Below are 12109 nucleotides of genomic sequence, written 5' to 3'. Positions count from 1 at the left end.
CATCAGCGACGGCTGGCGCGCGACCGCGAACTCGTCGGGCCGCGCCCGATCGTAGCCGCGCTTGCCGCAACCGGCGAGCAAGGCGAGCGCGGCAATGCCGGCTCCGGCGACGACGATCTTACGCATTATCGATTCTCCACAGGCTTGCCGGGCTTGTCGCGCATCAGGAGCGCACGCACCAGCAGGATCAGCACACCAATCGTAATCGCCGCATCGGCGACGTTAAAGACCAAAAACGGGCGCCATTCGCCGAAGTGCAGGTCGGCGAAGTCAACCACATAGCCGAAGCGCACGCGATCGAGGATATTGCCGATCGCCCCGCCGAGCACGAGCCCGAGCGCAACCTGATCGGCGCGGCTCTTCTCGCGCCACATCCACACCAGCACCGCCACCGCGATCGCCCCGGTCATCGCCACCAGCGCCCAGCGCCCGACCTCGCTCTCCGCGCGGAGCAGCCCGAGGCTGACCCCGACATTCTGGACGAAGCGCAGGTCGAAGATCGGCAGGATTTCGCGCACCGCGCCGAGATAATCGATCCCGAGCGGTCCGGTGACGATCCACTTCACGAGCTGATCGACGAGGAACAGCGCCAAAGCCGTCGCCAGCCCGAGCTTGGGGAGCGCGCGCATCACGCCCCCACCTCGCCGACCGCCGCGGTGCAGCGGCCGCACAGCCCGTCATCCTCGGTCACTTCGGGCAGCAACCGCCAGCAGCGGCCGCATTTGTGATAATCGGTGCGCGTCACGGTCACCTCATCGCCCGGCGAGACCTTCGCCACGATGAACGCCTCGGCCAAAGCATCGGCATCGAGCGGCAGCTCGGGCACCGTCACATTCGCCTCGAGGCTCGAGCGGACGATCTTTTCGCGGCGGAGCGGCTCGATCGCCTCGGTAACGCGGACCCGCAGCGCGCGGATCGCCAGCCAGCGCTGGCTGATATCCTCGCTCGCCTCGGCGGGCAGCTCGGGCCAGTCGAGGAAGTGCACCGACCCGTCCTCGCTCGGGAAGCGCGTCTGCCACACTTCCTCGGCGGTGAAGGTCAGTACCGCCGCCGCCCAGCGTACCAGCGCGTGGAACAGCACGTCGAGCATCGTGCGATAGGCGCGCCGCGTCGTATCGGTCGGTGCGTCGCAATAGAGCGAATCCTTGCGGATATCGAAGAAAAACGCCGACAGATCCTCATTGGCGAAATCGCTCAGCAGCCGGGTGTAGGTGTTGAAGTCGAAATCGACGATCGCCTGGCGAAGCTGCTTGTCGAGCGCGTGGACGAGGTGGAGCATATAGCGCTCCAGCTCGGGCCATTCGCTTACCGGCAGCCGCTCGCCCTCGTCGAACCCGTCGAGTGCGCCGAGCAGGTAGCGGAAGGTGTTGCGCAGCTTGCGATATTGGTCGGCAACGCCGGCAAGGATCTCCTTGCCGATGCGGTGATCCTCGGTGAAATCGACCGACAGCGCCCACAAGCGCAGGATATCTGCGCCATATTCCTTCATCAGGTCGAGCGGATTGACCGTGTTGCCGAGCGACTTGGACATTTTCATGCCCTTGGCGTCCATCGTGAAGCCGTGGGTCAGCACCGCATCATAAGGCGCCCGCCCGCGGGTCCCGCAGCTTTCGAGCAGCGACGACTGGAACCAGCCGCGATGCTGGTCCGATCCTTCGAGATAAAGATCGGCCGGCCAGCGCAATTCGGGCCAGCGCCCGCTTTCGAGCACGAAGGCGTGGGTGCAGCCCGAATCGAACCACACGTCGAGAATGTCGGTGACGCGCTCGTAATCGGCCGGATCATAGTCCGGGCCGAGCAGCGCCGGGACCGCTTCCTCGCTCCACGCGTCGACGCCCTCGGCGCGGAAGGCATCGACGATCCGCGCATTGACCGCCGGATCGCACAGATAGTGACCGGTCTTGCGATCGACGAACAAGGCGATCGGCACGCCCCAGGCGCGCTGGCGCGAGATCACCCAGTCGGGCCGCCCCTCGACCATCGCACCGATGCGGTTACGGCCCTTTTCGGGGACGAAGCGCGTCGCGGCGATCGCGGCGAGCGCGGTTTCGCGCAGCGTCGCGCCGCCTTCGATCGGGCGATCGACCGCGATGAACCATTGCGGGGTGCAGCGGAAGATCACCTTCGCCTTGGATCGCCACGAATGCGGATAGCTATGGACGAAATCGTCCGACGCCGCGAGCAGCGCCCCCGCCGCGCGCAGGTCCGAACAGATCGGGCCGTCGCTGGCGGTGAACTTCTTGTTGATGACGCTGCCCTGCCCGCCGAGCCACGCCCAATCCTCGCGGTAGAAGCCGCCCGCATCGACCGCGAACACCGGGTCGATGCCGTGCGCCTTGCACAGCTCGAAATCGTCCTCGCCGTGATCGGGCGACATATGGACGAGCCCGGTGCCGGCATCGGTGGTGACGAAATCGCCGGCCAGGAACGGGCGCGGCTTGGCGAAGAACCCGCCGAGGTGATGCATCGGGTGACGCGCGACGGCGCCGGCGAGTTGAGAACCCTTGAATCTATTGACCACGGCTCCGGGCGCGAGACGGGTATCTGTCCGTGCACGAAATGCGTCTAAGAGTGGCTCGGCAACAACATAGCGATAGTCAACCATGTTCTGTACCGCGCCATTAACTGGCGCGGATGCAAAACTGCGCGTCGATTCGACCACAACGTAATCGATCTCCGCCCCATAGGCCAAAGCCTGATTGACCGGGATCGTCCACGGCGTCGTCGTCCAGATCACCGCATGCGCGCCGACCAGTTCAGGCGCGTTCGGCGCCTCGACGATCTCGAACGCCACGTCGATCTGGGTCGAGGTGATGTCCTCATATTCGATCTCGGCCTCGGCCAGCGCGGTCTTCTCGACCGGGGACCACATCACCGGCTTGGCGCCGCGATAGAGCTGCCCCGTCTCGGCGAACTTCATCAGCTCGGCGACGATCGTCGCCTCCGCCGCGAAATCCATCGTGAGGTACGGCTTGTCCCAATCGCCGTTGATGCCGAGCCGCTTGAGCTGCTCGCGCTGGGTGTTGACCCAATGCTGCGCATAGGCGCGGCATTCGGCGCGGAATTCGCGCGCCGGCACCTCGTCCTTGTTGCGCTTCTTCTTGCGATACTCCTCCTCGACCTTCCATTCGATCGGCAGGCCGTGGCAATCCCAGCCGGGGACATAAGGCGCGTCCTTGCCCAGCAGCGTCTGGGTGCGCACCACCATGTCCTTGAGGATGTGGTTGAGCGCGTGGCCGATATGCATGTCGCCATTGGCATAGGGCGGGCCGTCGTGGAGAATGAACTTCTCGCGCCCGGCGCGCTGCTCGCGCAGCCGCTGGTACAGGCCCAGCTTCTGCCAGCGTTCCAGAATAGCCGGTTCCTTCTGCGGCAGGCCGGCTTTCATCGGAAAGTCGGTCTTCGGCAGGAAGACGGTGTCGCGCCAGTCGCGCTTCGGGGTATCGGATGCGTCAGCCATGAGTGCGCGCGGCATTAGCGCGGGAAAAGGGCCGCGTCATGCCCCATCGTTAGCCTGTGACAAGTTGTTCAAAGCCAACGCTTGCCCAACCCTACCCCGTCATTCCCGCGAAGGCGGGAATCCATAAGCACTGCGGTCGCGCTTCTATCGCAGAAGCCAGCCAGAATGGATCCCCGCCTTCGCGGGAATGACGGAAGAGATGCCGATCAGCCCGCAGCAAGGATCGCCCGCGCGCGGTCGCAATCCGCCGCCATTTGCGCGATCAGCGCGTCGAGTGAGTCGAATTTCGCCTCGGGGCGGAGATAGTCGATCAGTTCGACCTCGATCATCTGATCGTACAGGTCGCCGCTGAAATCGAAGAAATAGGGTTCGAGCAATTCCTTGGGCGGGTCGAAACTCGGCCGGATGCCGAGATTCGCCGCGCCGTCCAGCACGCGTCCGTCGGGCAGCCGCCCGCGCACCGCATAGATGCCGTAAGCCGGGCGGAGGTAGTTGCCCATGTCGATATTGGCGGTGGGAAAGCCGATCTCGCGCCCCACTTTGTCGCCGTGCTGGACGCGGCCGGCGATCGCCCACGGCCGGGTGAGCAGCCGCGCCGCCTCGCGCGGGTTGCCGGCACGCAGCGCGTCGCGGATGCGGCTGGAGGAAACCGGGGCGCCGTCGAGCATCACCTCGCCCACCGTCGCATCGGTGAAGCCGTAACGCCTGCCGAGCGCGGCCATCGCGGCGGCGTCGCCGCTCTTGTTGTGGCCGAAGGTGAAATCCTCGCCGGTCACCACCCCGCCGACCCCGAACAGCCCGACCAGCCGGTCGCGGACGAATTCCTCCGCCTCCAGCGCGGCGAGCGCGGCGTCGAAATGGAACACGATCATCCCGTCGACCCCCGCATCGGCGAACAGCCGCTCGCGCTGATCGAGCGTGGTCAGCCGGAAGGGCGGGGTATCGGGGCGGAAGTGACGCACCGGATGCGGGTCGAAGGTCGCGACCAGTGCGGGGCGCCCCTCGGCGCGCGCCTGATCGACCGCACGGCCGACCACCGCCTGGTGCCCCAGGTGGAATCCGTCGAAATTGCCGAGCGCGACGATGCCCCCCCTGAGGTGCGGCGGAATCGCCGAGCCGCCGTCCAGCCGCTCCATGCCGCGCGCCTTAGGGGCCACCAACCCGGACGGCAATGGCCGAGTCATGCTTCGGCCGTGCGCACCAATGTTTCGAACCGCCCGTCGGCGACGCGGATCTCGTTGAAGCTCGGCGGCGTCTTGCGCAGCCGGGTCGAGAGCGTCCCCGCTCCGATCAGCCGCATCTTGCCGTAAGGAATGTCGAACGGATCGTGGACATGCCCCGAAAGCACCGCATCCGCCCCCGCCGCAGCGAGCGCCGCCAGCGCCCGCGCCCCATGCCGCGTCCGCCCCGAGCCGGTGGTCGGCCCCTCGATCAGCGGATGATGCCCCGCGACGAAGATCAGATCGCCCTTCGGCGCCGCGGCGATTCGCGCCAGCGCCGTGTCGAGCGAGGGTTTGGCGACCCGCCCCTTCGACTGGTCGAGACGGAATTGCGCGCGCGAGATCGTGCTGAGCGGGACGATCGACACCCCGGGGATCGCCAGCGGGCGTTCGATCAGCTTCTCCGCCGCGCCATAGCGGCGATAGGGCGCGAACAGCCGACGCAACGGATCCCAATAATAAGGGATGTCGTGGTTGCCGATCTCCAGCGTCACCGGCACCCCGAGCGCGCGGAGCCAGCGCCCGCCGGCGTCGAACTCGCTCGGGCGCGCGCGCATCGTCAGGTCGCCGGTCATCACCACCGCATCGGGCCGCTCCGCCGCGACGCATTCGGCGAACCACGCCAGCGCCGCCGGGTCCTCCGCGCCGAAATGCAGATCGCTGACGTGAAACAGCCTGATCGTCACGCTCGCTCCTCTGTTGCGCGTTAATCAAAACGGCTTAGACGCCTTTGCAACGATAGCAAGAAAGCGATGGAGAGGCCGTGAGCGAGATCGCGACGATGCTGACCGATGCGATCGAGCGACTGCTCGAGGCGCGGCTCGACGATTCGGCGATGCACGCCGCCCGCACCGGCATCTGGCCGAGCGATCTGTGGCGCGCGCTGGAGGAACAGGGCGTGCCGCTGGCGCTGGTGCCCGAAGATGCCGGCGGGTTCGGTGTCGACCCACGCGAGGCGCTCGATCTGATCCGCCTGTTCGGTCGCCACGCGGTTCCGCTGCCGCTCGGCGAGACGATGCTCGCCAATGCCGCGCTGGCGCGCGCCGGGCTGCCGCTCGCCGACGGGCCGGCCGCGCTGGTGCCGATCGACGGCGCGGCGCGAATCGCCTGGGGCCGCAATTGCCGGACTTTCGTCGTCGAGACCGCAACCGGCATCGCCCGGATCACCGATGCGACGCTCGAACATGAAGCGATCGACCTAGCCGGGCTGCCGCGCGACGCGATGCGCTTTCACGCGCCCGAGCGGGCCGCGCCGATCCCCGGCAAGCTGATCGAGCACGGCGCGCTGGTCCGCGCGCTGCAATGCGCCGGCGCGCTCGACCGCGTGCTCGAACTGACCGTCGCGCATGTCGCCGAACGCGTCCAGTTCGGCCGCCCATTGTCGAAATTCCAGGCGATCCAGCAGGAACTGGCGAAGCTCGCGGGCGAGGTCGTCGCCGCCTCTGCCGCGGCCGATCTCGCCGCGGATGCGTTTATCGCCGACCCGGCCGATGCCACCTTCGCGATCGCGGTCGCGCGGGTGCGGATCGGCGAGGCGGTCGGCCGCGCCAACGGCATCGCGCACCAGCTCCACGGTGCGATCGGCTTCACCGCCGAGCATCGCCTGCATCTGTTCACCACCAGCCTATGGACGTGGCGCGACGAGTTCGGGGGCGCGGCGCATTGGGCGACACGGCTCGGCGATCGCGCGCTCGCCGCCGGAAAAGAGGGTTTTTGGCCGATGGTGACCGCAGCATGATCGGCTTCCGCTTCCCCTCCCCGCCGCCTTCTCCCGCTGCCGAAGCCTTGCGCGCCGAGGTCCGCGCGTTTCTCGCCGAAGCGCTGGCGACGCGCAGCCCCGCTGCGCGCGCCGAAAGCTGGAGCGGGTTCGATCGCGATTTCAGCCGCGCGATCGGCGCCAAAGGTTGGCTCGGAATGACCTGGCCCAAGCGCTACGGCGGGCACGAGCGCAGCGCGTTCGAACGTTATGTCGTGATCGAGGAGATGCTTGCCGCCGGCGCGCCGGTCGCCGCGCATTGGATCGCCGATCGCCAGAGCGGCCCCACCCTGCTCAAATTCGGCACCGAGGAACAGAAAGCGACGATCCTGCCGCGGATCGCCGCCGGCGAACTGGTGTTCTGCATCGGGATGAGCGAACCCGATTCGGGCTCCGATCTCGCCGCGACGCGCACCCGCGCGACCCCGGTCGACGGCGGCTGGCGCGTCACCGGCACCAAATTGTGGACCACCGGCGCGCATCACGCCGATTATATGATCCTGTTCTGCCGCACGAGCGGCACCAACAGTGATCGGCAGGCGGGAACCAGCCAGTTGCTCGTCGATCTCCACGCCACCGAAGGGGTCACGATCCGCCCGATCATCGATCTCGCCGGGCAGCATCATTTCAACGAAGTGCATTTCGAGAATGCCTTCCTCCCCGCCGCGGCGCTGATCGGCGCCGAAGGCGGCGGGTGGGATCAGGTGATGAGCGAACTCGCCTTCGAGCGCAGCGGGCCGGAGCGTTTCCTGTCGTCGATGCAATTGCTGCTCGAGTTGATCGCGGTGCTGCGCGAGGCGCCGGGCGACGCGGCGCGGCTCGCGCTCGGGCGGCTGACCGCGCATCTCGTCGTGCTGCGGCGGCTGTCGCGCGGGGTGGCGGCGCTGCTCGAAACGGGGGAGAATCCCGCGGTCCACGCCGCGATCGTCAAGGATCTCGGCGCGACCTTCGAACAGGATCTGCCCGAAATCGCCCGCGCTTTGGTCGACGCCGAGCCCGATCGCGCCTCGACGAGCGATTTCGTCGCGGTGCTCGCGCACACGATGCTCAACGCGCCGTCCTTCTCGCTGCGCGGCGGCACGCGCGAGATCCTGCGCGGGATCATCGCGCGGGGTCTGGGGGTGCGGTGACCTTAAAGCCCCTCCCCTTCAGGGGAGGGGTGAAGGCGGGATTTACGAGATATGCACCGACTTGGTGATCATATGCGCCTCGATCCCCTCGGGGCCGTCCTCCGAGCCGAAGCCCGAATCCTTGACCCCGCCGAACGGCGCATCGGGCCATGAGGTGCGGACGTTGTTGATGCACACCATCCCCGATTCGACCGCATCGCCAAGGATCGCCTGACGCCGCCCGTTCTCGGTGAAGCAATAGGACGCCAGGCCATAGGGCAGCCGGTTGGCCTGCTCGATCGCCTCCTCCAGCGTCCCGAAGCGGCGGATCAGCGCGAGCGGGCCGAACGGCTCCTCGTTCATCACCTTGGCCTCCAGCGGCACGTCGGCGAGCACCGTCGGCGCGTAGAAGAAGCCGTCGCCCGCGCCGCGTTCGCCGCCGGCGAGCACCTTGGCCCCCGCCGCGCGCGCATCGGCGATCATCGCCTCCAGCGCATCGGGGCGACGCGGGTTGGCGAGCGGGCCCATTTTGGTCCCCGCGACGCTGCCGTCGCCGACCGTCACCTGCCGCGTCCGCTCGGCGAACCCCGCCGCGAAGCGTTCATAGATGCCGTCCTGCACATAGAAACGCGTCGGCGAGACGCACACCTGCCCGGCGTTGCGGAACTTGTGCGCGACGAGAATGTCGAGCGTCTTGTCGAGATCGCAATCGTCGAACACCAGCACCGGGGCGTGCCCGCCGAGCTCCATCGTCATCTTCATCACGCTGTCGGCGGCGAGCCGCATCAGGTGCTTGCCGATCGGCACCGATCCGGTGAAGCTCAGTTTGCGCGTCACCGGCGAGGCGAGCAGCGTCCGCGACACCTCATCGGGCACCCCGAAGACGATCTGCGCGACCTCGCCCGGCAGCCCGGCGTCCTGGAAACATTGCAGGATCGCGGTGGCGCTCGCCGGGGTCTCCTCGCTCGGCTTGAGGATCACCGAACAGCCCGAGGCGATCGCCGGGGAGAGCTTGCGCACCACATTGAGCAACGGGAAATTCCATGCGCAGAAGGCCGCGACCGGGCCGACCGGCTGCTTGAGCACCATCGAGCGCAGCCCGCTCGCGCGCGGCAGCACCCGGCCATAGATGCGCACCGCCTCGCCGGCGTGGAAATCGAGGATCGCCGCCGCGCCGATCGCCTCACCGCGCGCTTCGGCGAGCGGCTTGCCCTGTTCCTCGGTGGCGATCGCGGCGAGCGCATCGGCGCGCTCGCGGATCAGCGCTGCGGTCTTGCTGAGCACCGCGGCGCGCGTTTCGCCCGGGGTCTCGCGCCACGCGCGGAAACCGCGCTCGGCCGCCGCCAGCGCCTCGTCGAGATCGGCGGCCGAGGCATGCGGCACCGTCCCGATCGTCGCGCCGGTCGCGGGATTGAGCACGTCCTGCGCCACCCGGCCGCCGCCCGTGCGCCATTCGCCGGCGATATAAAGGGCGCGTGCGGGGCGGTCGGTCTGGCTCATGTCGTCACCTCGGGAAATGAATCGTGCGGCGGGAGATGCGTATCCGCCCAGCATCTGTCCACCCCCTGCCTTCAAGCGCAGGCAATTCAGCCGCAATCCCGTCAAGTTAGCTCTCTAGGTCGCGAGGCCATAAAACGGGAGGACGCCAATATGCTCACCGCCATTCTGACCGACGGACCGGTTCGGCTCGTCCCCTTCACCGACGATCATGTCGAAGGGCTGCGCGCCGCCTGCGCCGCCGACCCGGATATCTGGGAAATCTACCCGCTCTCGATGCTGGGCGAGCATTTCGCCCCCTCGCTGCACTTCATCCGCGCGATGCCGGGCTGGACGACCTTCGCGGTGCTCGACGGCGAGGAGATCGTCGGGATGACGAGCTATATCGCGATTGCCACACCGGATGCGATCGAGATCGGCGCCACCTATATCGCGCCGCATGTCCGCGGCGGCCCGTTCAACCGCGCAATGAAGCGGCTCTTGATCGATCATGCCTTCGCGACCGGATATCGAACGATCGAATTCAGGGTCGATACGCGCAACGGCCGCTCGATGCGCGCGGTCGAGAAGCTCGGCGCGACCAAGGCGGGAGTGCTCGAGAAAAACTTGCAGACCTGGACCGGCTATGTCCGCGATACCGCGGTCTTCAGCCTTTCGCGCGCCGACTGGGAAACCGCCACGTAACGTTGCCCTCGGCGGATTTGCCTTTTAGTCGGCAGCCAAACGCCGCTTCCGGCCGACTCGCATATCGAGGAAACAAGCATGATCCCGCGCTATTCCCGCCCGGAGATGACCGCCCTGTGGTCCGCCGAGACGCGCTACAGCATCTGGTTCGAGATCGAGGCGCATGCCACCGACGCGCTCGCCGAGCTGGGCGTGGTGCCCAAGGAAGCCGCCGCGGCGCTGTGGCGCTGGTGGGATACCAAGCCGGCGATCGACGTCGCCGCGATCGATGCGATCGAGGCGGTGACCAAGCACGACGTGATCGCCTTCCTCACCTGGGTGGCCGAGAATGTCGGCGACGAGGCGCGCTTCATGCACCAGGGCATGACCAGCTCCGACGTGCTCGACACCTGTCTCGCGGTGCAGCTGACCCGCGCCGCGGACCTGCTGCTCGCCGATATCGACGCGTTGCTCGCGGTGCTCAAGCGCCGCGCCTATGAGCATAAGCTGACCCCGACGATCGGGCGCAGCCACGGCATCCACGCCGAGCCGGTGACCTTCGGGCTCAAGCTCGCCGAGGCCTATGCCGAGTTCAAGCGCAACCGCACGCGGCTCGCGCATGCCCGCGCCGATATCGCGACCTGCGCGATCTCGGGCGCAGTCGGCACCTTCGCCAATATCGAGCCGGCGGTGGAAGCGCATGTCGCGGCCAAGCTCGGGCTGACCGTCGAGCCGGTGTCGACCCAGGTGATCCCGCGCGATCGCCACGCGATGTTCTTCGCGACGCTCGGCGTGATCGCCAGCTCGATCGAGCGGCTGGCGGTGGAAATCCGCCACCTCCAGCGCACCGAGGTGCTCGAGGCCGAGGAATATTTCTCGCCCGGGCAGAAAGGTTCGTCGGCGATGCCGCACAAGCGCAACCCGGTGCTGACCGAAAATCTCACCGGTCTCGCCCGCATGGTGCGCGGCTATGTCACCCCGGCGCTGGAAAATGTGGCGCTGTGGCATGAGCGCGACATCAGCCATTCCTCGGTCGAGCGCTATATCGGCCCCGATGCGACGATCACGCTCGATTTCGCGCTGGCGCGGCTGACCGGGGTGGTCGACAAATTGCTCGTCTACCCGGCGCGGATGCAGAAGAACCTCGATCGCATGGGCGGGCTGGTCCATTCGCAGCGCGTGCTGCTCGCGCTGACCCAGGCAGGGGTGAGCCGCGAGGATAGCTATCGTCTTGTGCAGCGCAACGCGATGAAGGTCTGGGAATCCGACGGGACGCTCTCGCTGGCCGAGTTGTTGAAGGCCGACAGCGAGGTCACGGCGGCGCTTTCGCCGCAGCAGATCGATGAAAAATTCGATTTGGATTATCATCTTAAGCATGTCGACACGATCTTCGACCGGGTCTTCGCCGACTGATTGCAAAAACTGCAATCGTGATTGCGCGCAACTATGTTGCAGCGCAGCATAACAATCGCCACATGCCGCCCCGCCGGACCTTCCCGGCGAGGAGATCACAACATGCGCATGTTCGAAGCCGCTGCCAGCCTTACGCTGGTACTCGCGGTCCAGGCGCTGGTGGTCGGCGTGGTTTCCACCGCGTTCTGACACATCCGCCACCGCCCCTTATCCAAGGGGCGGACTGGCGGGCGTGACGCTGCGTCACACGTGTGAACTTTGTGAACTTTGGGCCGTCGGGGCCTGCCCTAGATTCCCCGAGCCGTCATTCCCGCCTTCGCGGGAATGACGAAGGAAGCGGGGCGTCATCCTTCCGCGAACATCCCCAGCAACGTCTCATAGCTGTCCAGCCCCGGCGCGCCCGGCACGCTGCAGCCCGTGCGCAGCAGAAAGGCGTGGCGGACGATCTCGGCCTGTTGCTCGATCCCGTAGCGTGCGAGCGACCACCCCGGCACGAAGCTATAGTGATAACGGCAGAAGGGATGCCGCGCGAGCGGCAGGAAGATACCGCGCTGATGCTGCCAGACATGGCACATCTCGTGGATGAACAGCCCCTTCAGATCGAGCGACGCCTCGGCGAAATCGTCGCGATACGAGGGGCCGTGGGGGTGGAAATGGATCGTCCCGCGCGGCGCCATCACCACGTTGCGCGGCTGGAAGAATGCCCAACGGCGGCGCGCGATCCGCACCGCGTCATAGTCGATCGCCGAACCGAACATCGAGCGGGCGAGCGCCACCTCGCCCGGCGTCAGCCCGCGCGCGCTCACTCCTTGGGCGCAGGATCGCCCGCGGCGATCACGCTCGCCGGCTGCTGGATGCGCACGCCGTCGGCGAAGGTGAAGGTGAAGGTCAGCTTGCCGCCCGGCTTCACGCTGGGGTTGAGGTCGAACAGCATCAAATGCTTGCCCCCCGGCGCGAACCGCACCGTCTGCGTCGCGGGCACGCGCAATTG

At 67.1% G+C, this 12109-nt stretch carries 11 protein-coding genes; 4 read left to right on the top strand and 7 right to left on the bottom strand.

Translation table 11 applies throughout. The features are described 5' to 3' along the window. Positions 1-125: 125 nt before the first annotated feature. The 4 genes from lspA to BGN95_RS02710 all read right to left on the bottom strand — a co-directional run bounded on the left by lspA (position 126) and on the right by BGN95_RS02710 (position 5360). A complete protein-coding gene (gene lspA, locus BGN95_RS02725; RefSeq protein ID WP_179511694.1) occupies positions 126-629 on the bottom strand; it encodes a signal peptidase II in 504 nt (167 codons plus the stop codon). Further along, positions 629-3460 carry an isoleucine--tRNA ligase gene (ileS, locus tag BGN95_RS02720; protein ID WP_286771549.1) on the bottom strand — a complete coding sequence of 944 codons (2832 nt, stop codon included), beginning with the start codon at positions 3458-3460 and terminating at the stop codon, positions 629-631. Before ileS ends, lspA begins: the two co-directional genes overlap by 1 nt. Before the next feature lie 206 nt (positions 3461-3666). Beyond that, a complete protein-coding gene (locus BGN95_RS02715) occupies positions 3667-4596 on the bottom strand; it encodes a bifunctional riboflavin kinase/FAD synthetase (protein WP_286771548.1) in 930 nt (309 codons plus the stop codon). A 44-nt stretch (positions 4597-4640) separates the two neighbouring features. Beyond that, a complete protein-coding gene (locus tag BGN95_RS02710; RefSeq protein WP_286771560.1) occupies positions 4641-5360 on the bottom strand; it encodes a metallophosphoesterase family protein in 720 nt (239 codons plus the stop codon). 83 nt (positions 5361-5443) lie between these two features. On the opposite strand from BGN95_RS02710, the gene BGN95_RS02705 reads away from it, so the two are divergent. Together BGN95_RS02705 and BGN95_RS02700 are read left to right on the top strand one after the other, a co-directional pair. Then, on the top strand, positions 5444-6418 hold the full coding sequence (locus BGN95_RS02705) for an acyl-CoA dehydrogenase family protein (RefSeq protein WP_286771547.1): 975 nt from the start codon (positions 5444-5446) through the stop codon (positions 6416-6418). Continuing rightward, entirely contained in the window at positions 6394-7566 is a 1173-nt protein-coding gene (locus BGN95_RS02700) for an acyl-CoA dehydrogenase family protein (RefSeq protein WP_286771546.1), read from the top strand. Before BGN95_RS02705 ends, BGN95_RS02700 begins: the two co-directional genes overlap by 25 nt. A gap of 42 nt (positions 7567-7608) precedes the next feature. Here BGN95_RS02700 and BGN95_RS02695 read toward each other — a convergent pair whose 3' ends face one another. Then, a complete protein-coding gene (locus BGN95_RS02695) occupies positions 7609-9045 on the bottom strand; it encodes an NAD-dependent succinate-semialdehyde dehydrogenase (RefSeq protein ID WP_286771545.1) in 1437 nt (478 codons plus the stop codon). A gap of 150 nt (positions 9046-9195) precedes the next feature. Here BGN95_RS02695 and BGN95_RS02690 point away from each other — a divergent pair, with 150 nt between their 5' ends. Next, on the top strand, positions 9196-9726 hold the full coding sequence (locus BGN95_RS02690) for a GNAT family N-acetyltransferase (RefSeq protein ID WP_179511701.1): 531 nt from the start codon (positions 9196-9198) through the stop codon (positions 9724-9726). Between the two features lie 78 nt (positions 9727-9804). Next, positions 9805-11118, top strand: a complete 1314-nt coding sequence (purB, locus tag BGN95_RS02685) for an adenylosuccinate lyase (protein ID WP_286771544.1) — start codon at positions 9805-9807, stop codon at positions 11116-11118. Between the two features lie 344 nt (positions 11119-11462). Here purB and BGN95_RS02680 read toward each other — a convergent pair whose 3' ends face one another. Both BGN95_RS02680 and BGN95_RS02675 read right to left on the bottom strand, forming a co-directional pair. Next, on the bottom strand, positions 11463-11876 hold the full coding sequence (locus BGN95_RS02680) for a vgr related protein (protein ID WP_286771559.1): 414 nt from the start codon (positions 11874-11876) through the stop codon (positions 11463-11465). A 44-nt stretch (positions 11877-11920) separates the two neighbouring features. Further along, the coding region (locus BGN95_RS02675) for a copper chaperone PCu(A)C domain-containing protein (RefSeq protein WP_286771543.1) at positions 11921-12109 on the bottom strand (189 nt) is incomplete at its 5' end.

This window comes from Sphingomonas sp. 66-10, assembly GCF_001897045.1.
GTDB classification, from domain to species: domain Bacteria; phylum Pseudomonadota; class Alphaproteobacteria; order Sphingomonadales; family Sphingomonadaceae; genus Sphingomonas; species Sphingomonas lycopersici.
The sequence above is the reverse complement of the archived record's forward strand: the minus strand, read 5'-3'. Positions and strand labels throughout refer to the sequence as shown.